This window comes from Paenibacillus sp. EZ-K15, from assembly GCF_002573715.1.
GTDB lineage: Bacteria > Bacillota > Bacilli > Paenibacillales > Paenibacillaceae > Paenibacillus_AQ.
Genome location: NZ_PDHM01000012.1, coordinates 300,447 through 325,986 on the forward strand (window position 1 = coordinate 300,447; position 25,540 = coordinate 325,986).

The 25,540-nt window shown below is 49.8% G+C and carries 25 protein-coding genes and 1 other annotated feature; of the genes, 24 read left to right on the forward strand and 1 reads right to left on the reverse strand.

Translation table 11 applies throughout. From position 1 onward, the window contains the following. The first annotated feature begins 117 nt into the window (after nt 1–117). The 17 genes from murB (at nt 118) to CRG97_RS09480 (ending at nt 17,391) form a co-directional block, all read left to right on the forward strand. The gene (murB, locus tag CRG97_RS09400; RefSeq protein ID WP_076320639.1) at nt 118–1,023 is read left to right on the forward strand and encodes a UDP-N-acetylmuramate dehydrogenase; all 906 of its coding nucleotides are present in this window, start codon (nt 118–120) and stop codon (nt 1,021–1,023) included. Between the two features lie 16 nt (nt 1,024–1,039). Next, entirely contained in the window at nt 1,040–2,323 is a 1,284-nt protein-coding gene (murA, locus tag CRG97_RS09405; RefSeq protein WP_071222989.1) for a UDP-N-acetylglucosamine 1-carboxyvinyltransferase, read from the forward strand. A gap of 60 nt (nt 2,324–2,383) precedes the next feature. After that, nucleotides 2,384–3,139, forward strand: a complete 756-nt coding sequence (locus tag CRG97_RS09410) for a cell division protein FtsQ/DivIB (protein WP_098743092.1) — start codon at nt 2,384–2,386, stop codon at nt 3,137–3,139. Between the two features lie 215 nt (nt 3,140–3,354). After that, complete coding sequence (ftsA, locus tag CRG97_RS09415) at nt 3,355–4,638, forward strand: cell division protein FtsA (protein WP_076320641.1); 1,284 nt, start codon at nt 3,355–3,357, stop codon at nt 4,636–4,638. Nucleotides 4,639–4,695: 57 nt separating this feature from the next. Continuing rightward, nucleotides 4,696–5,829 (forward strand): cell division protein FtsZ, encoded by a 1,134-nt coding sequence (ftsZ, locus tag CRG97_RS09420; RefSeq protein ID WP_098742750.1) that lies wholly within the window; start codon nt 4,696–4,698, stop codon nt 5,827–5,829. A gap of 392 nt (nt 5,830–6,221) precedes the next feature. Next, a complete protein-coding gene (gene spoIIGA / locus CRG97_RS09425; protein WP_237566360.1) occupies nt 6,222–7,238 on the forward strand; it encodes a sigma-E processing peptidase SpoIIGA in 1,017 nt (338 codons plus the stop codon). 171 nt (nt 7,239–7,409) lie between these two features. After that, nucleotides 7,410–8,132, forward strand: coding sequence for an RNA polymerase sporulation sigma factor SigE (sigE, locus tag CRG97_RS09430; protein ID WP_071222992.1), 723 nt, complete (start codon nt 7,410–7,412; stop codon nt 8,130–8,132). A gap of 77 nt (nt 8,133–8,209) precedes the next feature. Continuing rightward, nucleotides 8,210–8,992, forward strand: a complete 783-nt coding sequence (gene sigG / locus CRG97_RS09435; protein WP_006209087.1) for an RNA polymerase sporulation sigma factor SigG — start codon at nt 8,210–8,212, stop codon at nt 8,990–8,992. A gap of 195 nt (nt 8,993–9,187) precedes the next feature. Next, entirely contained in the window at nt 9,188–9,487 is a 300-nt protein-coding gene (locus tag CRG97_RS09440; protein WP_233354800.1) for a YlmC/YmxH family sporulation protein, read from the forward strand. Between the two features lie 69 nt (nt 9,488–9,556). Next, on the forward strand, nt 9,557–10,414 hold the full coding sequence (pgeF, locus tag CRG97_RS09445) for a peptidoglycan editing factor PgeF (RefSeq protein WP_098742752.1): 858 nt from the start codon (nt 9,557–9,559) through the stop codon (nt 10,412–10,414). A gap of 8 nt (nt 10,415–10,422) precedes the next feature. After that, the gene (locus CRG97_RS09450) at nt 10,423–11,112 is read left to right on the forward strand and encodes a YggS family pyridoxal phosphate-dependent enzyme (RefSeq protein WP_098742753.1); all 690 of its coding nucleotides are present in this window, start codon (nt 10,423–10,425) and stop codon (nt 11,110–11,112) included. Between the two features lie 2 nt (nt 11,113–11,114). Beyond that, entirely contained in the window at nt 11,115–11,561 is a 447-nt protein-coding gene (locus CRG97_RS09455) for a cell division protein SepF (protein WP_009589651.1), read from the forward strand. Nucleotides 11,562–11,569: 8 nt separating this feature from the next. Continuing rightward, the gene (locus CRG97_RS09460; protein WP_076320646.1) at nt 11,570–11,839 is read left to right on the forward strand and encodes a YggT family protein; all 270 of its coding nucleotides are present in this window, start codon (nt 11,570–11,572) and stop codon (nt 11,837–11,839) included. Nucleotides 11,840–11,854: 15 nt separating this feature from the next. Then, nucleotides 11,855–12,637 (forward strand): YlmH family RNA-binding protein, encoded by a 783-nt coding sequence (locus tag CRG97_RS09465; protein ID WP_098742754.1) that lies wholly within the window; start codon nt 11,855–11,857, stop codon nt 12,635–12,637. Nucleotides 12,638–12,809: 172 nt separating this feature from the next. Next, complete coding sequence (locus CRG97_RS09470; RefSeq protein WP_076320648.1) at nt 12,810–13,304, forward strand: DivIVA domain-containing protein; 495 nt, start codon at nt 12,810–12,812, stop codon at nt 13,302–13,304. A gap of 65 nt (nt 13,305–13,369) precedes the next feature. Continuing rightward, nucleotides 13,370–13,651: a binding site (T-box leader), on the forward strand. 60 nt (nt 13,652–13,711) lie between these two features. Then, complete coding sequence (ileS, locus tag CRG97_RS09475) at nt 13,712–16,801, forward strand: isoleucine--tRNA ligase (RefSeq protein WP_098742755.1); 3,090 nt, start codon at nt 13,712–13,714, stop codon at nt 16,799–16,801. A 242-nt stretch (nt 16,802–17,043) separates the two neighbouring features. Next, nucleotides 17,044–17,391: a DUF5665 domain-containing protein gene (locus CRG97_RS09480; RefSeq protein ID WP_098742756.1), complete on the forward strand. Its 348-nt coding sequence runs from the start codon at nt 17,044–17,046 to the stop codon at nt 17,389–17,391. Between the two features lie 62 nt (nt 17,392–17,453). Here the strand turns inward: CRG97_RS09480 and CRG97_RS09485 are convergent, their stop codons facing one another. Continuing rightward, the gene (locus CRG97_RS09485) at nt 17,454–18,194 is read right to left on the reverse strand and encodes a TraR/DksA C4-type zinc finger protein (RefSeq protein WP_076320651.1); all 741 of its coding nucleotides are present in this window, start codon (nt 18,192–18,194) and stop codon (nt 17,454–17,456) included. A gap of 209 nt (nt 18,195–18,403) precedes the next feature. Here CRG97_RS09485 and lspA point away from each other — a divergent pair, with 209 nt between their 5' ends. The 7 genes from lspA (at nt 18,404) to CRG97_RS09515 (ending at nt 25,451) form a co-directional block, all read left to right on the forward strand. Continuing rightward, a complete protein-coding gene (lspA, locus tag CRG97_RS09490) occupies nt 18,404–18,904 on the forward strand; it encodes a signal peptidase II (protein WP_098742757.1) in 501 nt (166 codons plus the stop codon). Then, the gene (locus tag CRG97_RS09495; RefSeq protein WP_098742758.1) at nt 18,904–19,875 is read left to right on the forward strand and encodes an RluA family pseudouridine synthase; all 972 of its coding nucleotides are present in this window, start codon (nt 18,904–18,906) and stop codon (nt 19,873–19,875) included. Before lspA ends, CRG97_RS09495 begins: the two co-directional genes overlap by 1 nt. Nucleotides 19,876–20,029: 154 nt before the next feature. Then, nucleotides 20,030–20,185, forward strand: a complete 156-nt coding sequence (locus CRG97_RS33225) for an RAxF-45 family protein (RefSeq protein WP_202618892.1) — start codon at nt 20,030–20,032, stop codon at nt 20,183–20,185. 142 nt (nt 20,186–20,327) lie between these two features. Continuing rightward, nucleotides 20,328–22,292, forward strand: a complete 1,965-nt coding sequence (gene abc-f / locus CRG97_RS09500; protein WP_098742759.1) for a ribosomal protection-like ABC-F family protein — start codon at nt 20,328–20,330, stop codon at nt 22,290–22,292. 116 nt (nt 22,293–22,408) lie between these two features. After that, nucleotides 22,409–23,662 (forward strand): LL-diaminopimelate aminotransferase, encoded by a 1,254-nt coding sequence (locus CRG97_RS09505; RefSeq protein ID WP_098742760.1) that lies wholly within the window; start codon nt 22,409–22,411, stop codon nt 23,660–23,662. Nucleotides 23,663–23,979: 317 nt separating this feature from the next. Continuing rightward, nucleotides 23,980–24,540, forward strand: coding sequence for a bifunctional pyr operon transcriptional regulator/uracil phosphoribosyltransferase PyrR (gene pyrR / locus CRG97_RS09510; RefSeq protein ID WP_076320656.1), 561 nt, complete (start codon nt 23,980–23,982; stop codon nt 24,538–24,540). Continuing rightward, a complete protein-coding gene (locus CRG97_RS09515) occupies nt 24,540–25,451 on the forward strand; it encodes an aspartate carbamoyltransferase catalytic subunit (RefSeq protein ID WP_202618902.1) in 912 nt (303 codons plus the stop codon). Before pyrR ends, CRG97_RS09515 begins: the two co-directional genes overlap by 1 nt. Nucleotides 25,452–25,540: the final 89 nt, after the last annotated feature.

Below are 25,540 nucleotides of genomic sequence, written 5' to 3' on the forward strand. Positions count from 1 at the left end.
AGATACTCTATAATCGTGACACACCCATGAGGCCGGCATTACTGACAGCGGCCATCTCTTCATCTAGTTGAAGGAATGGCCTTTTGGTTTTGAAAGTCAAGGGGAGGTTTATTTAAAATGCAGCAGTGGAAATCGCTACTATCAGAGGCCAATGTCGGAACCGTATTATGGAATGAACCGCTGGCAAAATACACGACGTGGAAAATAGGCGGACCAGCCGATTGCCTGATTATTCCTGAGAACAAGGAACAGCTCAGGGAACTGGTCACTCTTCTCCATGCCCATCACATACCTTGGACACAACTGGGCCGCGGTTCAAACATGTTGGTTGCCGATAAAGGCATTCGGGGAGCGGTCATCAAGCTGGGCCAGGGATTTGAGGAGCTTCATTTTGAGGGAGAGACGGTAACTGCAGGCGGCAGTCTGTCTTTTGTCAAGCTCAGTGTTCTGGCCGGAAAAGAAGGATTATCCGGTCTTGAATTTGCCGGAGGCATTCCTGGATCGGTCGGAGGGGCCGTCTACATGAATGCAGGTGCCCATGGGTCAGATGTGTCACGCATATTCAAGTCCGCTGACATTGTACTGGAAACAGGGGAATTGGTTACGTATGCTGCGAAAGATATGGCGTTTGATTACCGACACTCCATTCTGCATGAACGAAAAGGGATTGTGACTGAAGCGGTATTTGGGCTCCGACAAGGAGACCGCAAAGAAATTTCAGCTGTTATGGCCTCCTACAAGGACCGTCGCCGGCGTACACAGCCGCTCCAATCCGCAACGGCAGGCAGTGTATTTCGCAACCCGCCCGGCGACCATGCCGCGAGGTTGATCGAGGCTGCCGGTCTTAAGGGCCTACGGATCGGGGGAGCAGAAGTTTCTTTACAGCATGCCAATTTCATTGAGAACACCGGTCAAGCGACAGCAGAGGACGTGCTCGCTTTGATGGAACGCATCAAGGAAACCATCTCGGAAAAGAACGGAATTCATATGGTGCCTGAGGTGTACGTTCTGGGCGAGCGGTAAACTCGGAGGTGATACATTGGACAAATTGGTGATTGAGGGTGGAAGGCCCCTATCAGGAACCATTCGTATCCATGGCGCAAAAAATGCAGCTTTACCTATTCTAGCAGCAAGTCTTCTGGCAGAAGGGACGGTAAGATTAAGCAATGTCCCGCATCTGCTGGATATTGAAGTGATGCTCAGCATTCTCAGCCGTCTTGGCTCCAAATGCAAGCATGAGCTGGAGACGGTTACCGTGGATACCTCGTCTGCCAATTCGTTTCATGTCCCGGAAGATTTAATGAAGCAGATGCGATCCTCCATCTTTTTGATGGGACCTCTGCTGGCCCGTTTTGGTGAAGTGACGATCTATCAGCCCGGAGGCTGCGCGATCGGAGAACGTAAGATCGACCTCCATCTTCAGGGATTGCAGGCGCTTGGTGCGGAAATCGAGGAGAGTAACGATAAGATCCATTGCAGGGCAAGCCGGCTGGTCGGAACGGATATTCATCTGGATTTTGCCAGCGTAGGGGCAACGGAGAATATCATGATGGCAGCAGCAACGGCGCTTGGCACAACGGTGCTCACCAATGCCGCCAGAGAGCCTGAAATTCAGGACCTTCAGCATTTCCTGAACAAGATGGGAGCGAACATTATCGGCGCAGGAACGGATACCATCACGATCCATGGCGTGGAGCGTCTGGAGCCTTGCGAGTATGAGATCATACCGGACCGGATCGTAGCCGGCACCGTCATGATCGCAGCGGCCGTCACCCGCGGTAGTGTAACGCTTACAAAGACCAATCCATCTCATTTAACTTCCCTTATACATGTGCTAAAGCGCGCCGGTGTTCAAACCAGTATCTGCAATGATATAATAAACATAAGCTGTATGAGCCGACCTAAAGCGGTGGAACGTATTGTGACTTCACCGTATCCTTCGTTCCCGACTGATTTGCAATCCCAGGTCATGGTCTTGTTGTCCTTGGCGGACGGATTTAGCGTAATGAAAGAGACGGTATTCGAAGGACGGTTCAAGCATGTGGAGGAACTCTCCCGTATGGGGGCGGACATTTCCACGGATCTGAACTATGCGTTTATACGCGGTGTTCAGAGAATTTATGGAGCTACGGTGGAGGCAACCGATCTTCGGGCTGGAGCGGCGCTCGTCATTGCCGGTTTGGCCGCGCAGGGAACAACCGTGGTGGAGCAAGTTCACCATATTGATCGCGGTTATGATCGTATTGAAAACATGTTCCAAGGTTTAGGCGCACGGATCTATCGTCAATCTCCGGTGCCAAAACCGCTTGATTTAGCCAATTGAGGTCCTGTGCTTCCCCTCCGCAAAAGGAGGGGATAACAGGTCTTTATGGAGAGAGTGGATATGTCCAAGACACATATGCCTGTCCTTAAGCAGGACAAGCCCAAACCGAAAACAGCCAAAAAAATCATAGGGATACTTTTGCTGCTATTCGTAGCCCTGCTGACGATTCTATTTTTCCGGTCGTCAGTCAGCCAAGTTACCGAGATTCATTTTACAGGCAATACGTTTAATACAAATGAGCAGCTTATCAAGCAAAGCGGACTCCACATCGGAGACCAGTACTTTGGCGTTGAGCCGAAAGATGTGCAGGAACGCCTAATGAGGCTGGGAACGATTAAGTCGGCTGAAGTGGTCAAGAGCTTTCCGGGCGAAGTCAGCATCGTGGTGACGGAGCATCCTACGGTGGCCTACGAGTTGTCCGAAAGCGGGGAACTACAAGCCATATTGGCCAGCGGCACCTCAGTTCCTGTTACAGCGAGCGGTATTGCCGTTGAGAAGCCGATTTTGACCAATTGGGCTCCGGACGATCCCAACAAGACCGAGCTTAGCGAGGTGCTTGCGGAGATTTCGGGCAGCCTGACCTCCGATATCTCGGAAATCATGCCGTCACCGACGCTATCTTTTCCGGATCGGATCAAGATGTATACACGTTCCAAGTTCGAAGTCATCACTTCGGTTTCCTTGCTCCGTGACAAAGTAGAGTACCTGAACCAGGTGACCGAAATGGAGCGGCCGGGTGTGATTACGATGCTGGAAGCGGACTCTTATGTGCCGTTTGTAGAAGAAGTTGGAGAAGACGCGGAAGAAGGGCAATAACCCCCTACTCAGGGATTGGAATAAATGGTACAATTGAATGTATTGACAACTTGTTTCGGCTCTTCTTTTTTGAATGACTTTTACGGCCTGTTATAGCAAATGTTGGCAGTAAAAAAAATGTTGAAAAAAGAGGGAAAGACCTGCGAGTGTTGAATAAGTAGAAATGTATTCTTTATTATCAAAATTAATTTGCTAAAAACAGGAGGTGCCAGGGCTTGAGCAACAATGACATCATTGTTAGTTTGGACATCGGTACATCCAAAGTTCGTGCTATTATTGGGGAAGTTAATAATGGAACCTTTAATATTATTGGAGTTGGATCTGCCGACTCGGAGGGAATTCGCAAAGGTGCAATTGTAGATATCGACCAGACCGTACAATCCATTCGCAGCGCTGTTGATCATGCGGAGCGTATGGTCGGTATTCAAATATCCGAAGTATATGTCGGCATTTCTGGAAATCATATCGGACTTCAATCCAGCCATGGAGTTGTGGCAGTATCGAACGAGGATCGCGAAATTGGTGAAGAGGACATCGACCGCGTGCTGAAAGCAGCGGAAGTCGTGGCGCTTCCTCCGGATCGTGAAATTATCGATGTGGTTGCTAAACAGTTTGTAGTTGACGGTTTGGAAGGAATCTCGGATCCGCGAGGAATGATCGGCGTGAGGCTAGAAGTTGAAGCGACGATTATTACTGGCGCCAAAACGGCAATACATAACCTGTTACGTTGTGTGGAGAAATCAGGCCTGAAAGTAAAGGATCTGGTGCTGATTCCGCTTGGTGCCGGACAGCTATCCTTGTCCAAGGACGAGAAAACGATGGGTTCGGTGCTGGTTGACGTCGGGGCGGGCTCAACCACGTTGGCTGTGTTCGAGGGAGGCAGTATTGCCGCAACTTCGACGCTCCCGGTTGGTGGAGATTTCGTTACGAATGATATCGCTTATGGCCTGCGAACGCTAACGGATCAAGCAGAGAAGGTTAAGCTGAAGTACGGATGCGCGCTGATCGAGAGTGCCGCACACGAAGTAACGTTTAAAGTAACGAGAATTGGAAGCAATGTGGACAAGGAGTTCACCCAAGAAGATCTGGCAGCTATCATTGAACCTCGCGTTCAGGAAATTTTCCAATTGGTGCGCCAAGAAATTAAGCGCTTGGGTTACAGTGAGCTTCCTGGTGGTTATATACTTACTGGGGGCACTATGTCCATGCCTGGTGTGCTGCAGGTGGCACAAAATGAGCTGGCGACTTCCGTACGGATTGCGGTTCCCGATTTCATCGGTGTTCGTGATCCGGGATACTGCAGCGGAGTCGGCATCCTCCATAATGCAATCCGGAATGTACGTGTACGCAATACAGGAGGAAGCAATAACAGCAGCGGAAATAGCAAGAAACCGGTGAACCGCGCTAAGCAGCAAAATCCTGTCGCAGCAACTCAGGAGACCAGCCAGAAGCCGGGATTTATTGAACGCTTGAAAAAGATGTTCAGCGAGTTTATATAGCGGATTCATTCGACTGTGGACGTGCCATCCACGCACATTGAGGGGGAGATGGATTAGATGTTGGAATTTGATTTTGAAATGGAGAGCTTAGCTCAAATAAAAGTAATCGGAGTAGGTGGCGGCGGAAGCAACGCCGTTAACCGAATGATTGAGAATGGTGTGCAGGGTGTTGAATTTATTACAGTCAATACGGATGCTCAGGCACTCCACCTTGCCAAATCCGAACATAAACTGCAAATCGGGGACAAGCTGACTCGCGGTCTTGGTGCCGGCGCCAATCCTGACGTAGGCAAGAAGGCTGCGGAAGAATCCCGCGATTTGATCATGAACACCCTGAAGGGTGCCGATATGGTATTCGTTACGGCCGGTATGGGTGGCGGTACAGGTACTGGAGCTGCGCCTGTCATCGCTGAAATTGCTAAGGAGTGCGGGGCATTAACGGTTGGGGTTGTCACTCGTCCGTTTACGTTCGAAGGACGCAAGCGTGCTTCCCAAGCGGAGCTTGGCATTGAAGCATTGAAAGAGAAAGTGGACACACTCATCGTCATTCCGAATGATCGCTTGCTGGAGATCGTGGATAAGAAGACACCGATGCTGGAAGCGTTCCGAGAAGCTGATAACGTATTGCGTCAGGCCGTTCAGGGCATTTCTGATCTGATCCAAGTGCCGGGTCTGATCAACCTTGACTTTGCGGACGTGAAGACGATTATGACCGAGCGCGGTTCGGCATTGATGGGCATTGGACTCGCCACCGGGGAGAATCGTGCATCCGAGGCTGCTCGCAAGGCGATTATGAGCCCGCTGCTCGAAACTTCCATCGAGGGTGCGCGCGGGGTTATCATGAACATTACGGGAGGAACCAATCTCTCCTTGTATGAAGTGAATGAAGCGGCCGAGATCGTAACTTCAGCTTCCGATCCGGAAGTGAACATGATTTTCGGTGCGATTATTGAGGAAAACATGAAGGATGAAATCAAAGTAACGGTTATCGCTACCGGCTTTGAGAGCAAGCCTGCTCCAATCCCTCCTGGACGTCGTCCTGTGCCTCAAGGGGAACAGCAGCAGCAACAACAACAGCAGTCGGCAACGGACAAGAGTAATGTGAATCTGAAGCCATTTGGCAATCAGAACAGCAATGATCAGCTTGATATTCCTACTTTCCTTCGCAATCGTTCCCGCAATAATGATTAATATAAATAAGCCTGGGCTTCGTCATCATGATGAAGACAGGCTTATTTTTGTATTCAAACCTCGTTATCTTCCTTTTGCTTCATTTGTAGGATCATACAGCTAATGCTGTCACACTTTCACGAATAAGAGTCCGCCAATGTGTAAATACCGTGGAATTCAAGGATATTCCCCAAGCTTTCCTTCCAAGATAGAGATTACTGATAACGCCAAGTGGCTGCTCTTGGTTCGGGTCTTTTAAAAACTGCCCTTCATCGACAAAAAAAGTCTATAAACCGCCCACAGGTTTAGACAGACTTTGAATTCTATTCTTCTTATACTAGTAACATCTCCCATTGCCCAGCAAACAACAGAAGGATAACCGAAGTGATTCTTCGACTAGGCAGGTGAACAACCTGGTTGTTTATATTGATCTCATATTTTTGGCAAACCTCGTCATTGACGGCATTTTGCTGGCTTTGACCGCCTGGATGCGCAGAGTTAGGCCAAGGTGGTGGAGACTTGCATTATCCTCTGTGGTAGGCGCACTGTATGTCGTCATGATGTTTGTCCCGCAGCTGTCATTTTTGTTTACCTTTCTCATCAAATTTGGACTTTCGTTGATCATGTTATGGATAGCTTTCGGCTTTGCAAGTTTACAGAGTTATCTGCGGAATTTGGGAGCATTTTATATGGTGAATTTTGCCGCGGCCGGAGGCATTATCGGTGTTCATTACTTGGTCCAAAATTCGGGAGAATTGTTCAGCGGGATATGGTATACGACGTCGGGAGGGCTATCGTTTGAATTGAAGGTGGGATTCTGGTTTGCGTGCATTACCTTTTTTGTAGTTGTATTCGCGTTTAAAGCCGTTCAGACCACGAAACGTAAAACCGAGAACCGGGAAGCCTTATTGGGCGAGGTGTCCGTATGGATCGGCAGCGCCAAAATATCCTGTGTGGGGCTCCTGGATACAGGTAACCAATTGAGTGATCCCTTAACGCGCACACCGGTTATGGTGATGGAAGCAGCACTGTGGGAAACCCACCTGCCCCAGGGATGGAGTAAACAGTTGATGGAGGGGGAGCCGGACAAATTAATCATGGGGCTGGCAGCAGAGGAATTTGAATGGCAAGACCGTCTGCGGCTTGTTCCGTATCGCGGTGTTAACCGGGGGGCTGCCTTCATGCTCGCGCTAAAGCCCGACATGGTACGGATCGAACTAGGAGGATTTGAATATTCGGCATCCAAAGTGTTGATTGGTCTTGATGGCGGGACGCTCTCGGGTGACAGGGCATACAGGGCCATCATTCATCCGGCGTTGACGGAAGGAGAAGGTACCCCGAAGATGAATGGACATTCTACCGAAATGGGCGCTTCATTGCTCAATGGAGGAACCGGTCCGGAATCAGGTGAAGCCGAGAATGCAGGATGATAACGGTGAAGCCATTTTCATAGTGCTCGCGTGCTGTCGTCCTTGCGGCGAACCGCATGGATAAGTCTTTGAAAACCCTTATGACATTTCCAATGCATGCCGAACTAGAAAAATGAAAACTATGCTATGAAGTCAGTTATCCCTACGGGAAAACGTTTAGGAGGATAAGAGATGCCCGTTAAATGGAGATTAGCATTGCAGCTGCAGTATTATCGCGTACTTTTTTTGCTAGGCCTGAAGAGTCAGGAAATCTACTATATCGGAGGAAGCGAGGCGCTCCCGCCGCCGCTTACGAAAGAGGAAGAGGAGTTCTTGCTCAAGAAGCTGCCTACAGGCGATGCGGCCACCCGTGCCATGCTTATCGAACGTAACCTGCGTCTGGTTGTTTACATTGCCCGCAAGTTCGAGAACACCGGCATTAACATCGAGGATTTGGTATCGATTGGTGCCATCGGTTTGATTAAGGCGGTGAATACCTTTGACCCGGAGAAAAAAATCAAGCTGGCTACATACGCCTCGCGCTGTATTGAAAACGAAATATTGATGTATTTGCGCCGGAATAACAAAACCCGCAGCGAGGTTTCTTTTGACGAGCCGCTGAATATCGATTGGGACGGCAATGAATTGCTCTTGTCCGACGTATTGGGTACTGAGAATGACACCATCTACCGTAACATCGAGGAGCAGGTCGACCGGAAGCTGCTGCAAAAAGCACTCGATAAATTAAGCGACCGGGAACGCATGATTATGGAGCTTCGTTTTGGCCTTCAGGACGGCGAGGAGAAGACGCAAAAAGACGTGGCAGATCTGCTTGGAATCTCACAATCCTACATTTCCCGATTGGAGAAGAGAATTATAAAGAGGCTCCGCAAAGAATTCAACAAGATGGTGTAACTGGAAATCGTAAGGAATAAAATAGCCCCCCTCGGAGATAATGTACAGTAATGTTTCTCCTTGGGAGGTTAGTCATCATGACGCGAAACAAAGTTGAAATTTGTGGTGTGGATACGTCAAAACTGCCTGTTCTGACGAATGTGGAAATGAGGGAACTGTTTCATAATCTGCAGCAGAACAATGAACGATCGGCTCGAGAAAAACTGGTGAACGGCAACCTGAGACTGGTGCTCAGCGTCATCCAAAGGTTTAACAATCGGGGAGAGTTTGTTGATGATCTGTTTCAGGTAGGCTGCATCGGATTGATGAAAGCCATCGACAATTTTGATTTATCGCAAAATGTTAAATTTTCCACTTATGCCGTACCGATGATTATCGGAGAAATACGTCGATACTTAAGGGACAATAACCCGATTCGCGTCTCCCGATCACTGCGTGATATTGCTTACAAGGCACTTCAGGTCAGGGATCAGCTGACAAATGCGAACTCGCGTGAACCGACGATTTTTGAAATTTCCGAAGCGCTGAACGTGCCCAAGGAAGACGTTGTTTTTGCACTTGATGCTATTCAAGATCCCGTTTCGCTGTTTGAGCCGATTTATCATGACGGTGGCGATCCGATTTATGTGATGGATCAAATCAGTGATGATAAGAACAAAGATGTGTCCTGGATTGAGGAGATTGCGCTCCGGGAAGCGATGCACAAGCTCGGACAACGCGAGAAAATGATTTTATCCATGCGGTTTTATGAAGGCAAGACCCAGATGGAAGTTGCGGATGAAATCGGCATCTCCCAAGCTCAAGTGTCCCGCCTGGAGAAGTCAGCGATCAAGCAGATGCAGAAGCACGTCAAAACGTAAGAAGACCAGCCATCAATCGAACAGATAACGATCCCGTTTATGGGATCGTTTTTTTATTTTAAATAAGCTATTTTACCCAATCGGCTCATATATTGAACAGAGGGATATGGATTGAAAACGGATGGACGGTCAACCTTCAAATACATCTAAGGTGTGATGTGCATGATACCTGATAATCAAATGGTGGGGAAAAAGATGAAAATTTCCGATTTTCAAACGAAAGATGTTATTAATATCATTGATGGCAAGCGGCTCGGACAGATCAGCGATCTGGAGCTGGACTTGCGGCAGGGCCGGATTGAAGCGATTGTGGTGCCGAGCTACGGCAAATTTATGGGGCTGTTCGGCGGCGGGAGCGACCTGATTATTCCGTGGCGGAATATCGTCAAGATTGGCTCGGATGTCGTCCTTGTCAAAATGGAGGAATTGCGAAGAACGCCCGATGATCAGGAATCGGTGGAATACCTGGACAGACCGGACCGACGATCCTTCTAAGCAGACGGAAGGGTTAATGTGTCTCCGGCGTAGGTTTTCTGTTACACTGGTCATAGAGGTGGGATGCGCATGGAACCGTTTGTTAGGCAGAATCAGCAGACACCGAGTCTGTTTGTGCTCGAAAAATGGAGAGGGGAATCGGGAAGCGTCGCACTCACGGCCGGTTTCACAGGCCGAGATGGCGGCGTCAGCCAGGCCCCCTATGACAGTTTGAATTTAGCCTTTCATGTCGGAGACGAGCCGGGTGACATTGTAGAGAACCGGAAACGGACCGCTGCGGCGCTTGGCTTTTCTCTGGAAGACTGGACTTGCGGTGAACAGGTCCATGATGTTCAGATTGGCGTGGTTCATGATAAGGACAGGGGCAGAGGGAGCTTGGACCGGGCCTCTGCTTTTCAAGATACGGACGGACTTGTAACCAATGTTCCCGGCGTTTTATTGACGTCCTTCTACGCGGACTGCGTGCCGCTTTATTTTTGGGATCCGGTTACGGGTGCTGTCGGTTTGGCACACGCTGGCTGGAAGGGGACCGTGGGAAGCATCGCTGAAAAAATGGTCGACAGGATGGCTGTGGAATACGGAAGCTTGCCTCAGCACATTCACGCAGCGATTGGTCCATCCATAGGCGAGTGCTGTTACGAGGTAGATGATCGGGTCATGGACCGTGTCCGCGATATTGGAATCGGGGAGTTTATATCCGAGGAAGTTACAAATTCAGCTGTTTATATCGACAAGGGACACGGGAAATACATGCTGAACTTGAAAGAAATAAACAGACACATTATGATTAAAGCAGGAATATTGGCGGAACATATCGAATGTACATCATGGTGTACAAGCTGCAATCACGATCTGTTCTTCTCCTATCGTAAAGATGGAGGGACTACGGGTCGTATGGCAAGTTGGATCGGGATGAGAAAGAGGTGAGTCGTCCCTTGAGTTTGAAGGAACGTATCGATCAAGTGGAACAGCGAATAACGGAGGCTTGCGCAAGAAGTGGCAGGGACCGGAATGATGTAAATATCATTGCGGTTACTAAATATGTCTCCTTGGATATGACAGCTTCGGTATTAGATCAGGGACTGCAGCATATCGGCGAGAATCGCTGGCAGGATGCCCAGGCGAAGTGGGAAGCTCTTGGAGATCGCGGCACATGGCATTTCATCGGCCATCTTCAGACTAATAAGGTCCGGGATGTCATTGATAAATTTCAATATATTCATTCGCTCGACCGCTTGTCCTTGGCCCATGAGCTGGAGAAGAGGGCTGCTGCGCTGAATCTGCAGGTATCCGCCTTTATGCAGGTCAATATCTCGGGCGAGGAATCCAAGTATGGCTTGCCTCCTGAGCAAGCAGCCGAGTTCTTGAAGGAAATCAACAGTCTTTCACACGTAAAGGTGACCGGACTCATGACCATGGCTCCATACGAATCGTCGGCGGAGCAGACGCGTCCTGTATTTCGTGATTTAAGACAACTAAGAGATGAGCTGAATGCACAGGCGCTTACGGCGGAGCCATTGACCGAATTGTCCATGGGCATGTCTAATGACTTTGAAGTAGCCATAGAGGAAGGGGCGACCTGGGTGCGTCTCGGCTCGATTTTAGTAGGGAAAGAGGAGGATTGACGATGGGCGTGATGAACCGGTTTATGAATTTCTTGGGACTGCAAGAGGAAGAAGAAGTTGTGGAACGCGAGGTTTTGGCCTCGCAGGAAGAGCCGGTGGAGGCAACGCCGTTTGATCATCGGAAGAACCAAAAGAGTGGCAATATCGTTAGCATTCATTCACAGAAGAACGTTAAGGTGGTATTAGTGGAGCCTCGTTCATATGATGAAGCACAGGAGATTGCAGATCATCTGCGCTCCTTCCGAACCGTTGTGGTCAACCTGCAGCGTGTTAGGAATGATCAAGCGCTGCGCATTATTGATTTTCTAAGCGGAACCGTGTATGCGCTTAGCGGCGGAATCTCAAAGGTGGGCGGGAACATCTTCCTATGCACGCCGGACACCGTGGAGATCCAAGGTTCGATCTCGGAGATTCTAGCAGACGAGCATGAATATAACAGAATGAGGTGATTTAGGCTTTGACCTACGAAATTTACAGTATCGTCGGAACGCTGTTCCAAATTTATTTTTATATGATCTTGGTCTACGTTTTAATGTCATGGCTTCCGAACGTGAGAGAAAGCTTTATCGGTGAACTGCTTGGCAAGTTAGTGGAGCCGTATCTATCACCTTTTCGCCGCTTCATTCCGCCGATCATGGGTATGATCGATATTTCCCCGATCGTCGCACTTTTTGTGCTTCAACTCGCACAGCGCGGCGTGTACGCTATTCTCGGATATTTCCTGTAAGCAGGTGAATCAGCGATGAAACTGGACATCTACGATCATTTTCACAAGGATGAACGGGAATTTGTGGACCGGGCTTGGGAGTGGGTTGTCAATGCCGGACAATATCATGAAGCAAAACTGACGGATTTCCTGGATCCTCGGCAGCGATTCATTCTGGAATCGCTCGTGAATCGTCATCCGGATGTGCATGCCATGTTTGATGGTGGACATGCTGATGCAGAACGCGTGCGGGCGTTGATCGCTCCGGATTACCGAGCGCTTGAAGGCGAGGATTTCAAGATGAAGGTGCTCAGCATCGCTTCCGGAGATCAGAAGTTTCTGGAGCTGGAGCATGGCGATTATATGGGTTCGATATTGGGTCTTGGCATTAAGAGATCGAAGATCGGTGACATCCATGTGCTCGCGGACGGCTGCCATGCTGTCGTTGCTGACGATATTAGCGCGTTCCTCCATCTGAATCTCAGCCAGGTCCACCGGGTGCATGTGATGACGGAACTGCTACCGCTGGACAAGCTTCAAGTTGCTCACACGAATTTTGAAACGATGGATATAACGGTATCTTCCATGAGACTCGACGGAATCGCCAGTGATGCATACCGAATCAGCCGTACGAAAATCGTGGTGCCAATCAAGGCTGGACGATGCCGCGTGAACTGGAAAGTAGAAGAGGATCCTTCCACGAATTTAAAAGAAGGCGATGTCGTTTCCATCCAAGGATTTGGGCGGTTTAAAGTTTTGGAGACAGGAAGCCTGACGAAAAAAGGGCGGTACCGTATCAAGGTTGGGAAATATGCCTGACCTTTGAAGGAATTGCCGTTTTTTTGTCGAATGAGTACAAAGTAACATTCAAAATTACAATGGATTTACCGATAAATCGTAAATGACCGCTATTGTCTTCACGGACGGGTGGTTTGGCTAACACAGCGGATGAACCGTCCTGTAAGGCCCATATATTTAGGAGGTGCACACCATGCCATTGACGCCGCTTGATATACATAACAAGGAATTTGCCCGTCGAATTCGGGGTTATGATGAGGACGAGGTCAACGAGTTTTTGGATCAGATTATTAAGGATTATGAAAGTGTGATCCGGGAGAATAAAGAGTTGGGTAACCAGCTTATGACGATGCAAGAAAGACTGGATCATTTTTCGAATATTGAGGAAACCTTGTCTAAGACCATCATTGTCGCTCAGGAGGCGGCGGATGAGCTGAAGAACAACGCGAAGAAGGAAGCTCAGCTGATCATTAAGGAATCCGAGAAGAATGCGGACCGGATCATTAACGATGCGCTAGGTAAATCCCGCAAAATCGCGCTTGAGGTTGAAGAGCTGAAGAAGCAGGCTTCCATCTACCGCACCCGCTTCCGTTCCTTGGTGGAGGCTCAGCTGGAGCTGTTGAAACAAGAAGGCTGGGAGACGCTGGAGAACCGTGAACCGAGTCTTGAACCAAAAGAGGTATACTAGGCGGGTATCCGGTTGACTTTTCTCGCGAAAGAGTCTATAACTAATAACATATTGTTGATTCATACAAGAATTCGTTGATGGGAATAGTACGCGAAGGATCTGTCCCTCAGAGAGCCGGCAGTTGCTGAAAGCCCGGTGTTCAGACCAAGCAGAAGATCATCCCGGAGAAGTGAAGCTGAAGCGTGTAACCGCGTGCGTAAGCTGAACCGTCAGCCGAACGTTACATCGGACCTTGCCTATTTACATACAGGCATGGACATTGAGGTGTCGCTTATGCAGGCTTTTTAGCGAAAGGTCGGTTAAGCGAAATTAGGGTGGTAACGCGAGAACAGGTTCTCGTCCCTTGGGGGATGAGGCCTTTTTTTATTTTCACAGAACTTTACGAAAAGAGTGAAAGGAAGATCTGCATGAACAGAGTAGACGTTAAGGAGAAGGCGCGGGCAAGAGAGCTGCGCATCTTGAACAAATGGAACCAGGAGGACACGTTCAAGAAATCAATCGAGCTGCGAGCTGGCAAGCCGAACTATGTATTCTACGAAGGTCCCCCAACCGCAAACGGCGCGCCCCATATCGGTCACGTGCTCGGCCGGGTTATCAAGGATTTTGTGGGCCGTTATCAGACGATGAAAGGCTTCCATGTCGTTCGGAAAGCAGGCTGGGATACACACGGACTTCCGGTAGAGCTTGGCGTAGAGAAGCAGCTCGGCATCTCCGGCAAGCAGGAGATCGAGAATTATGGGGTTGAAGCTTTTATCAAAAAGTGTAAATCCAGCGTATTTGAATATGAGCATAAATGGCGCGAACTGACTGAGGCGATCGCTTATTGGACCGATCTTGATCATCCGTACATCACGCTCGAGAACAACTATATCGAGAGCGTATGGAACATTTTGGCGACGATTCATGATAAAGGCCTTCTGTATCGTGGTCATCGTGTCAGCCCATACTGCCCTTGCTGTCAGACCACGCTCAGCTCCCACGAAGTGGCTCAGGGTTATGAGGATGTTAAAGACCTGAGCGCAACGGCGAAGTTTAAGCTGCATGACAGCGGAGAGTATGTACTGGCATGGACGACGACGCCTTGGACGCTTCCATCCCACGTGGCGCTGGCCGTTAATCCGGATATGGATTATGCCCGCGTCGAGCAGGAGGATGGCATCTATATCGTGGCTAAGAATCTGGTAGAGGATGTCATGAAGGGCGACTTTACCGTTCTATCGACGCTGAAAGGTTCTGAACTGGTCGGCAAGACTTACGTTCCTCCGTTCCCTTATGTACAAGCGGAGAAAGCGAATCTCATCGTCGGCGCATCCTTTGTTACCGATGCAAGCGGTACGGGGATTGTACACATGGCGCCTGCGCACGGTGAAGACGACTATCGCGTGTGCCGCGAGAATGGCATCAGCTTTGTGAGTGTCGTGAACGGCCAAGGCCGTTATACTGATGAAGTGACGGATTTTGCCGGACGCTTTGTCAAGGATTGCGATCTGGACATTGTGAAGGCATTGTCTGAAAAAGGACTGCTGTACAGCAAGGAGAAATACGAGCACAGCTATCCATTCTGCTGGCGCTGTAAATCCCCGCTGCTCTATTATGCAATGGAGAGCTGGTTTATCGAAACGACAGCGGTTAAGGATCAACTAATTGCGAACAACAATGAGGTAACCTGGTATCCGGGCCATGTGCGCGACGGCCGCTTCGGCAAATTCCTTGAAGATCTGGTCGATTGGAACATCAGCCGGAACCGTTATTGGGGAACGCCGCTCAATGTATGGGTCTGCGATTCTTGTGAAGGACAATTCTCGCCGCACAGCATTGCGGAGCTTCGCGCCAACGCGGTAGGTGAGGTAGCGGAGGATCTGGAGCTGCATAAACCTTATGTGGATGAAGTGAAAGTGAAATGCCCTCACTGTGAAGGCGGCGTGATGGAACGGACCTCGGAAGTCATCGACGTATGGTTTGACAGCGGATCGATGCCGTATGCGCAATACCATTATCCATTCGAGGACAAGGAGAAATTCGAACAGCAGTATCCTGCCGATATGATCTGCGAAGGGATCGACCAGACGCGCGGCTGGTTCTACAGCTTGCTGGCCGTATCAACGCTCTTCACGGGCAAAGCACCTTATAAAGCGGTTATGGCCACAGGTCATATTCTTGATGAGAATGGACAGAAGATGTCCAAATCCAAAGGTAATGTCATCGATCCTTGGGAAATCATCGAAGAGTACGGCACGGATGCGTTCCGTTGGGCGCTGCTGGCTGACAGTGCGCCATGGAACAGCAAACGCTTCTCGAAGGGAATTGTAGGCGAAGCCAAATCCAAGGTTGTGGATACGCTGGTCAATACTCATGCATTCCTGACGCTGTATGCCGGTATTGACGGCTATGATCCGAAGAAGCATGAGTTCAAGGGATCGGACCATAAGCTGGACCGCTGGATTCTATCCCGCCTGAACAGCTTGATTCAAGTGGTTGACAAGGGATTGGCCGTGAATGATTTCCTGAATGCGGCAAAAGCAATCGAAGCTTATGTGGATGAGCTGAGCAACTGGTATATCCGCCGTTCGCGTGACCGTTTCTGGGGCAGCGGGCTCGGGGAAGATAAGCTGGCGGCTTACGGAACGCTTACACATGTGCTGCTGACCCTCTCCAAGCTGATGGCTCCATTCACGCCGATGCTGTCTGAAGACATTTTCGTGAATTTGGGCGGAGGAGAAAGCGTGCATCTGGCCGACTTCCCGCAAGCCGACGAAGCATTGATCGACAAGGCGCTTGAGCAGGACATGGAGACGGCAAGACAGATCGTAGAGCTCGCGCGCAACGTCCGCAACGAGACAGGGATCAAAACGCGTCAGCCGCTGTCTGAGCTGATTGTGTCCATGGATCGCGAGTTTGATCTCTCCGGTTATCAAGACATCATCAAGGATGAGATCAACGTTAAAGTGATCGAGGTAGAGACCAGCGATAGTGGTTTCGTCGATTTTACACTGAAAATGAACCTGAAGGTCGCAGGCAAGAAATACGGTAAAAATATCGGCTTCCTGCAAGGTTTCCTGAAGGGAATGAGCAGTGACGAGACCCGCAAGGTGGTGCAAACGGGCGGGGTGAACGTTACTTCGCCGGAAGGTGAAGAATTACAGATCACGTCCGAAGAGCTGCTGGTGGAGAAGAAGGCGAAGGAAGGCTTCGCATCTGCTTCAGGTTATGGTTTAACCGTGGCGCTCAATACGGATATCACGCCAGAGCTGGAGCAAGAAGGCTGGGTTCGCGAAGTCGTGCGTGCCGTACAGGATACGCGGAAGAAGCTGGACCTTCCGATTGAGAAGCGGGTCGATCTGACCCTGGATACAGATGATGAGCTTAAAGTTGCGATCACTGCATTTGAAGATGTGCTGCGCGAGAATGTCCTGGTTAACGATTTGCAATTCGGACAAAGCGAAGGCATGGAGCGGGTTGAGCTTGGTGGCAAAACCATTGGCATCCAAATCGCATAAGTAATAAATTGGTTATACAACACTGCCCTTATCTACAAGGGGCAGTGTTTTTTTTCGTATTCCAAAAAAGTATCGGCTTTCGTCAGGGGATTCTCACGAACGAATGGGATTCTTCCAATTGATGCATAATAATCAGCGAAATCAAAAGTAATGATAAACAGGCTGCGAGCACACATGGTGATGGAGCTGCTCTTGATCTCATTTATTTGATGTCGATTAGTTTAGGCAAAGGGGCGGTGGACATGGCGGAGAAGCCGGATGCTGGGGTGTCAACTGAACAAAAAAAGCCGTTGGAGGATGAGCGGGACCAATTGAGCGCCATACACCGCATGACCACGGACATTGCAGAGCAGCTGGAGAAGGCCCGAATCGCTGAATACACCCAGTTGCTGAACCGCCCATGGAAATTGATATGGACCAATCTGCTGGCCGGGTCGGCCCGGGGTGTGGGAATCGCGATTGGCTTTACCTTTTTTGCGGCGACCATTATATACGTCCTGCAGGCGCTTGGCGCGTTGAACTTGCCAATTATCGGCGACTACATTGCGGATATTGTTCGGATCGTTCAGCGTCAGCTTGAACTAACGTGAGTTTGTATGTAATGCCCGGCAGCACTACATCCAATTTTATGCTGCCGGTCGTAAAGACTTACTTAACTTAAAGATTCATCATCAGGGTCGGCATGGGGATCAAGCAGGTAACTTCCTTCGCCCCGGTTTAGGTAATCGACATATTGCGGACTTCGAACGATAAACACTTCGGAGCCATCGATATTGGTTGCAACGAAATTTTCATACACTTCAACAAATCCGCCTTGATCATCGCCATTCTCGATATCCATCTCGTTATAGCTGTCAATTTCGTTACCTTCCGCCAGAGCAGGGGAATTGGAGCTACCCCAGCTTTCAACGATCTGCCAGGCGTCCTCGCCGTCAAACGCAGCATACTCGTGCTCATCCATACTGGATTTTCCAAAAGCGGGAGCAAGGACTTCCTCCTCAACCGGACGATCACGGGAGACTCGTTCACGAGGCGTGTCTTTTATACAATATTGCGTATCCGGGAGAACCTCCAACCGCTCGTACGGAATCGGCTGGCCGCAGGTAAGGCACACGCCGTAACGGCCGTGATGAATCGCTTCAAGCGAAAAAATAACTCGCTGCAGCTCCTGATCCACCCTATCCTGAAGGGCGAGGTCTTTTCCTCTTTCAAACATCTCGCTTGCCAAGTCCCCAGGGTGATTATCAATATGGGACAGCTCGCCGGTCATATCTCGCTCCGATTCCCCCAGCCCATGTTGGTCGTTATATACCATGCGCCGTTCAAGCTCAACCTTTCGATCCATCAGCTTTTGTTGCAAATTATTGAGTTGCTCCTGAGTTAGATGCGACATGTCAGGCTCCTTTCATGGTCCGAAATTGACCTTCTGGTTCATATGTATAGAGTGCACCCATTGAGATGGTTTTACTGACGGAAAATGTTCTCGCCACTGGACAGGAATGGACGGTTTCTGAGCCGCTGTGCTACAATAAGACGAGTTACTGACCGATCAGCGAAGTGATCGCAAGATTGGAGAAGACAAGAACGGAGTGACATAAACAAGTGGTGTATTATTTGATTGCATTTGTTTTATTTCTTATCGATCAGGGAACGAAGTACTTGATTGCCTCGAAGCTGGAGCTTTATGAACAGATCCCTGTGATCGGAGACTTCTTCCTGATTACCTCGAGCCGAAACCGGGGAGCCGCGTTTGGCATACTGCAGGATCAATTATGGTTCTTCATAGTGGTGACGCTAATCGTTGTGGGCGGGATTGTCTGGTACCTGCGGAAGGTATCGAAAGAAGGACGTAAGCTGCTGCCTACGGCTCTTGCGCTTGTACTTGGCGGGGCAGTTGGAAACTTCATCGATCGCTTGTTGATGGGAGAGGTTGTCGATTTCCTGCAATTTAATTTTGGCAGCTACACATTCCCGATTTTTAATATTGCCGATTCTTGTATCGTCATCGGTGTGGGATTGATCATATTGGACACGCTTCTGGAAGGAAGACGCGAGAAGATACAGACAACAAGTGAAGTTTCTGGCACAGAAGGGAATGAATAATGTTGCAAGAAGGCATGGATACAGATACGGAATGGACAGGCGAAACGGGGCACGATTCCGAAACCTATGAGTGGACGGTGGATGCAGAATCCGCCAAAACCCGTATAGATAAATACATAACAGAGAACCTCGGTGAGGATGTTTCCCGCTCCCAGGTGCAGTTATGGATTACCGATGGACATGTCATCGTTAATGAAGGTCCGGTTAAGTCAAATTACAAAGTAAGTCAGGGTGACCGCATCCTGCTGAAGGTTCCTGAGCCATCGGCAGTAGAGATTATTCCGGAGGACATCCCGTTAGAGATCGCGTTTGAAGATGCAGACGTCATTGTTGTGAATAAGCCAAGAGGGATGGTTGTTCATCCGGCTCCTGGTCATTCTTCGGGCACTCTTGTGAACGCATTAATGTTTCACTGCAAGGATTTGTCAGGCATCAACGGTGAACTCCGTCCCGGCATCGTCCATCGGATTGACAAGGATACAACCGGTCTGATCATGGCAGCGAAGAATGATAAAGCTCATGCTTCACTTGCCGCCCAGCTGAAGGATCACAGCGTGAACCGTCGTTATCTGGCTTTGGTTCATGGCAATATGAGTCATGATCAAGGAACCGTTGACGCGCCAATCGGGCGGGATGCGCATGATCGTAAATTGTATACGGTCACGGATCGGAACAGCAAGCATGCGGTAACCCATTTTACCGTTATAGAACGTTTCGGCGATTACACTCTTCTTGAGCTGAAGCTGGAGACTGGGCGTACGCATCAAATCCGCGTGCATATGAAGTATATCGGCCATCCTCTCGTGGGGGATCCCGTATACGGCAAGAGCAAGGGGATAAAATTGGACGGCCAAGCCCTTCACGCAGCCGTTTTGGGTTTTGTCCATCCTTCGAGTGGTGAGTATATGGAGTATTCGGCGCCGATGCCGAATGATATGGAAGAATTATTGACGATTCTAAGGGGCCGCTAGCGGTTCCTTTCTGCATTTATATGTTTTGGGGTCACCGCAAAGTATTTGGAGTAAGCATCGAAGCATAGGCTCCACTTTGTGGGGCTATTTTTCTTGCCATTCCATCCCGGGATATGTTATAGTGACGATAACTTTGATGAAGGAGGTGAGCAGGATGAATATCGAGATGGTTAACAACCGTATTAGCCAGCTGCCTTTAGCTATGGCTGGCATTGTTCATGCATTTCTCTACAACGGGAGAGGTCTGTCCAATTTTAACAATACGGTTTGTACCATCGCGAGAAGTCACCTGCCTGCCTGCACGGATTAAGCCTATTTTGGCTTACCATTCTTGAAGGGTCCGCGGAGCTTGCTCTGTGGGCCCTTTTTGCGTTTGCAGTCCGGGTCTTCTCCCTAATCTATACGCTCTTCGAACAGGTTGAATGTTCGCAGCATACAGGAGGAAACCTAGAATGAATATAATCAATGTACAGAAACTGACGCAATACCACGGTGCTCAACTGGTACTGGACCAGATATCGTTTGAAATACAGGAAGGCGAGAAGGTTGCGCTTATCGGAAGGAACGGCAGCGGGAAGTCGACGCTGATGCGCCTGCTTGCCGGTTTGGATCAGCCAAATGAAGGGCAGCTGGCTATAAAGAAGGGGGCGAAAATCGGATATTTAGAGCAGATTCCGAGCCATATGGATACCTGGACGGTACTGGATGTATTGTCACAGGGGTTGAGTCACTTGAAGGATTACCGAGCGGAAATGACGGAGCTTGAGGAAAAAATGAGTGACCCGGACATCGCTGGAAATCCGGAACTGCTCGATCGAGTACTGCGGAAATACTCAGCGCTTCAGGAGCGGTTTGAAACAGAGGGTGGTTATGAGCTGGAAGCGAGCATCGACAAAATCGCTTCCGGGCTGCAGATACCCAAGAGCGAGTACGGACTGGCCTTTGGCTCGTTGTCCGGTGGAGAACAAACCCGTGTCGCGCTGGCATCGCAGCTGATCGTACAGCCGGATTTGCTCTTGCTTGACGAACCGACCAACCATCTGGATTTGGCACGTACGGAATGGCTGGAGGAATTCTTACGCGAATATCCGGGAACCTGCGTCATAATCTCTCACGACCGATATTTTCTGGATCAGGTCGTGTCCAAAACGATTGAGCTTGAAGATGGCGAAGCTTTTACTGCCCATGGTGGCTACACCGCGTTCATGAAAGATAAGGAAGAGCGTTTGCTGCAGCAGTTTGCAGACTATCAGGAGCAGCAGAAAGTAATCAAGAAGATGAAGGAATCCATCAAGCAGCTTGAAGAGTTCGGCCGGATTGGCGGCAATGAGAAGTTTTTCAAGCGCGCGGCTTCCATGAGGCGGGCGCTGGAGCGAATGGAGCGAGTAAAGAGACCCGTGCTGGAACGAAGACAGGCTGATTTTGAACTGAATCCTCAGGATCGTTCCGGTCGCCGCGTGGCATACTTTGAGCAAGTTGAGGTTTCCTATGGGAATCAGGCAGTGCTGAGGGGAGCATCCGGTCTAATCGAATTTGGCGAGAAAATTGCACTGATGGGCTCGAACGGCAGCGGGAAAACAACGCTATTCAAAGTGCTTTTGCGCGAGCTTACGCCTGATTCCGGTTCGCTTGAATGGGGTTCGCGTGTCGATGTAGGCTACCTCGCTCAGCAGGAGGGACCGGACAATCCGAAGGAAACGGTGCTTCAATATTTCCGGGAAAAGGCTGGAATAGAAGAGGGAGAAGCTCGAGGAATATTGGCAAGGTATCTGTTCTATGGTGCGGCCGTGTTCAGATCGGTGGGGCAGTTGTCCGGAGGGGAATGGACACGATTGAGACTAGCGCTGCTAATCCATCAGAAGCCGAACCTGCTGCTTCTGGATGAACCCACGAACCATCTGGATATTGCCTCCCGTGAAGCATTGGAGGATGCACTGCAGGATTATGCGGGGACCGTTCTTGCCATTTCCCATGACCGTTATTTCGTGAATCAAGTGTCTCGCAAATTGTGGGATTTGAATCAAGGGAAGCTGACCGTCTATCATGGCAATTATGACGAATTCCGGGATAAGAAAGACCGGCTTGAAGCGGCATTGCAGGCAGGGGAGCTATCGGCGGGCGTTGATGTTATTCCGAAACAGAAGATGGCCCAGCAGCCCCAAGCGAAGGATAGCCCTGCTCCGCTTTCCAAACGCGTAAACGCGGATCGCTCTTCCGCCGTAAGGTCCAAATGGTTGGAGGAGGAAATTGCTCGTATAGAGTCCCGTATCCGGCAGCTTGACGGCTGGCTTGAGACGGAAGGCGATGATTTACACGAGGATACGGATCTGTCGATGCTCGAGCAGCGCTGGAACGAGCGGGAGTCGCTATCCGCGAGTCGTGACGAGCTCCTTGCGGAATGGCTGGAGCTGACTTAAGCTCCGCCCAGCCGAAAAAGTACAAATCATTTGATATATAATGCATGGCTCCAGTTGTGATTTTCCTGCATATTTAGGATGAGTATGAAAGCTAGAGTAGGAGATGAATACAAATCATGAGCATGGATAAATATCAGGAAACGTACATTCAACAGAGCTTCGCCAACCGGATCGGCGGTGCTAATTATGGCAAAGATACAGCCATTTATAAATTCGAGAAGATCAAAAGAGCGAAGGCAGCTGCGAAGCAGGAACACCCTGGCACGGAGCTGATCGATATGGGAGTTGGCGAGCCGGATGAGATGGCGGATGCAGGCATCGTGGCGAAGCTGGCAGAAGAAGCGGCAAAGCGGGAAAACCGCGGCTATGCGGATAACGGAATTCCGGAGTTCAAGGAAGCGGCTGTTCGCTACTTGAAGAATGTATTTGGTGTCGAAGGCATTGATGCCGCTACAGAAGTTCTGCACTCCATCGGTTCCAAGCCGGCACTGGCCATGCTGCCGTCCTGCTTCATTAACCCTGGGGACATCACCATCATGACGGTTCCCGGATATCCTGTACTCGGTACGCATACCAAGTACTTGGGCGGCGAAGTTTACAATGTAGAGCTGAAAAAAGAGAATGGATTTCTGCCGGATCTCAGCTCGATCCCTGAGGACATTGCGCGCCGTGCCAAACTGCTCTACCTGAACTATCCGAACAACCCGACGGGTGCCAGCGCAACGGCCGAGTTTTTCACCGAGGTTGTCGAGTGGGCCCGCAAGTATGGCGTTGTTGTTGTCCATGACGCTCCTTATGCAGCGCTCACTTACGATGGTTTGAAGCCGCTCAGCTTTCTCTCCGTCCCCGGCGCGAAAGATGTTGGCGTAGAGCTTCACTCCCTGTCCAAATCTTATAACATGACAGGATGGCGCATTGGTTTCATCGCCGGTAACCCGCTAGTGGTTAAAGCCTTTGGTGATGTGAAGGACAACAACGATTCCGGACAATTCATAGCCATTCAAAAAGCTGCCGCATACGGTCTGGACAATCCGCAAATTACGGAGAAGATTGCTGAGAAGTATTCCCGTCGCCACAACATGCTGGTAGACGTGTTGAACGGACTTGGTTTTACGGCCGAGAAGCCGAAGGGTTCCTTCTTCCTCTACGTTGAGGCTCCGAAAGGCGTTAAAGGCGGACGCCGCTTTGAATCCGGCGAAGATTTCTCTCAATATCTGATTCGCGAGAAATTGATCTCCACCGTACCTTGGGATGATGCGGGACACTTCGTACGCTTCTCCGTAACCTTTATTGCTGACGGCGAGGAAGAAGAGAAACGCGTCATTTCCGAAATTCGCAGAAGACTTAGCGATGTAGAATTTGAATTCTAATGAACACCATATAAACTCCGCTTGGCACATGACATTATTCGACATGATTGCTGTTGACATCTCCTGTAGGGTCTGTCATAATGGGATCAATCGAATAGCACCTTTAAATCAGTCCCGTGAGGCTGGCAAGGTAACGTGAACCGAGGTTCATTAACAGGAGGCATGGCTCTGTCTGCGGATAGATGCTGCGCTTTCGACACTATCTCTATGAGATCAACTCCTTGTCCAGCCGGGCAAGGAGTTTTTTTGTGTGTAATGAACTCACGGATCGTCTGAACTACAAAGGGCTAATCAAACGTTTAAAGGAGGATTTAAGGATGAGCAACGAACAGCATGTGATTATGGACGAGACGGCCATCCGCCGCGCACTAACGAGAATTGCCCATGAAATATTGGAAAAGAATAAAGGGATTGAGGACTGTGTCCTGGTCGGCATTCGCACACGCGGCGTGTTCCTGGCTCAGCGAATCGCTGAGCGAATGAGTGAGATTGAAGGTACGCCGATTCCATGGGGAGAGATCGACGTGACTTCCTACCGCGATGACCGAGACAGTAAGGAAGCCACTGCAGAACGGGTAGAAGGAGCCAAGCGCAGCCTGGAACACCTGAATATTCATGACAAGAAAGTCATTTTATTCGATGACGTGCTGTACACCGGACGAACGATTCGGGCTGCGATGGATGCCCTGATGGACTGCGGGCGGCCTAGAATGATACAGCTTGCGGTTCTGGCAGATCGCGGACATCGCGAACTGCCCATCCGGCCGGATTATATCGGTAAGAACGTTCCTACCTCCAAACATGAGGAGATTACGGTTGCATTAACCGAATTCGACGGCAAGGACGAAGTGACCATTAGCCAAAGAGAGGAACGATAATCATGACAACAGCCATTTCATTGAAAGAACGTAGCCTCTTAGGTTTGAAGGATATTAGCAGAGACGAGATTGGATCGATCCTGAGTCGGGCGTCATATTGGGAAGCACAGTCCGAGAAAGTGGTGCCGGTACTTAAATCGAAATTTGCGGTTAATATGTTCTTCGAGAACAGCACCAGAACGAGATTTTCGTTTGAAATGGCTGAGAAAAGACTCGGCGCCGAGGTCATGAACTTTGCAGCGGCAGCCTCCAGCGTCGAGAAGGGCGAGTCCATCTACGATACCGTAAGAACACTGGAATCCATGGGGATCGATGCCGGCGTCATCCGGCTGAAACCCTCCGGAGTACTTCAGGAGCTTGGGGAGCGGATCTCGATCCCGCTAGTCAATGCGGGTGACGGCAACAACGAGCATCCGACCCAGGCGCTGCTCGATCTGTATACGATGAAGAAAAGCTTCGGAGAGCTTAAAGGATTGACGGTATCCATTATCGGAGACATCAAGCATAGCCGGGTTGCGCGTTCGGACCTGTGGGCACTGCAGAAGTTCGGAGCCCATGTGCAATTCTGCGCACCGGAAACGATGCAGGCTCCGGAGCTAGCTCAGTATGCACCCTATGTATCGATGGAGAAGGCACTGAAGGCAGATGTGGTGATGATGCTGAGGGTTCAGCTGGAACGCCATAACGAAGGTGCATTCAAATCCAGCGTGGAATACCGGCAGCAGTATGGTTTGACGGAAGAACGGGCGGCCAAGCTGTCAGAGCACACGATCATTATGCACCCGGCACCGGTGAACCGCAATGTTGAAATCGACGATGCGGTCGTGGAAAGTCCTAAATCGATGATATTCAAGCAGATGGCGAACGGAGTGCCCATTCGCATGGCGGTTATGGAACGGGCGATGGGCTGATTCGAAAACGTGATATACGGTGTATAGAATGAATATGCGCTAATATTTATACACAAAAGTGAATTTTTATTATACAATATACAAAGAAG

What these genes read in the sequence shown, in the direction of transcription:
- murB (WP_076320639.1), top strand. Translation starts at nt 118, where the DNA reads ATGCAGCAGTGGAAATCGCTACTATCAGAGGCCAATGTCGGAACCGTA.
- CRG97_RS09410 (WP_098743092.1), top strand. Translation starts at nt 2,384, where the DNA reads ATGTCCAAGACACATATGCCTGTCCTTAAGCAGGACAAGCCCAAACCG.
- ftsZ (WP_098742750.1), top strand. Translation starts at nt 4,696, where the DNA reads ATGTTGGAATTTGATTTTGAAATGGAGAGCTTAGCTCAAATAAAAGTA.
- sigE (WP_071222992.1), top strand. Translation starts at nt 7,410, where the DNA reads ATGCCCGTTAAATGGAGATTAGCATTGCAGCTGCAGTATTATCGCGTA.
- sigG (WP_006209087.1), top strand. Translation starts at nt 8,210, where the DNA reads ATGACGCGAAACAAAGTTGAAATTTGTGGTGTGGATACGTCAAAACTG.
- CRG97_RS09440 (WP_233354800.1), top strand. Translation starts at nt 9,188, where the DNA reads ATGAAAATTTCCGATTTTCAAACGAAAGATGTTATTAATATCATTGAT.
- pgeF (WP_098742752.1), top strand. Translation starts at nt 9,557, where the DNA reads ATGGAACCGTTTGTTAGGCAGAATCAGCAGACACCGAGTCTGTTTGTG.
- CRG97_RS09455 (WP_009589651.1), top strand. Translation starts at nt 11,115, where the DNA reads ATGGGCGTGATGAACCGGTTTATGAATTTCTTGGGACTGCAAGAGGAA.
- CRG97_RS09465 (WP_098742754.1), top strand. Translation starts at nt 11,855, where the DNA reads ATGAAACTGGACATCTACGATCATTTTCACAAGGATGAACGGGAATTT.
- CRG97_RS09470 (WP_076320648.1), top strand. Translation starts at nt 12,810, where the DNA reads ATGCCATTGACGCCGCTTGATATACATAACAAGGAATTTGCCCGTCGA.
- ileS (WP_098742755.1), top strand. Translation starts at nt 13,712, where the DNA reads ATGAACAGAGTAGACGTTAAGGAGAAGGCGCGGGCAAGAGAGCTGCGC.
- CRG97_RS09480 (WP_098742756.1), top strand. Translation starts at nt 17,044, where the DNA reads ATGGCGGAGAAGCCGGATGCTGGGGTGTCAACTGAACAAAAAAAGCCG.
- CRG97_RS09485 (WP_076320651.1), bottom strand. Translation starts at nt 18,194, where the DNA reads ATGTCGCATCTAACTCAGGAGCAACTCAATAATTTGCAACAAAAGCTG.
- CRG97_RS09495 (WP_098742758.1), top strand. Translation starts at nt 18,904, where the DNA reads ATGTTGCAAGAAGGCATGGATACAGATACGGAATGGACAGGCGAAACG.
- CRG97_RS33225 (WP_202618892.1), top strand. Translation starts at nt 20,030, where the DNA reads ATGAATATCGAGATGGTTAACAACCGTATTAGCCAGCTGCCTTTAGCT.
- abc-f (WP_098742759.1), top strand. Translation starts at nt 20,328, where the DNA reads ATGAATATAATCAATGTACAGAAACTGACGCAATACCACGGTGCTCAA.
- CRG97_RS09505 (WP_098742760.1), top strand. Translation starts at nt 22,409, where the DNA reads ATGAGCATGGATAAATATCAGGAAACGTACATTCAACAGAGCTTCGCC.
- pyrR (WP_076320656.1), top strand. Translation starts at nt 23,980, where the DNA reads ATGAGCAACGAACAGCATGTGATTATGGACGAGACGGCCATCCGCCGC.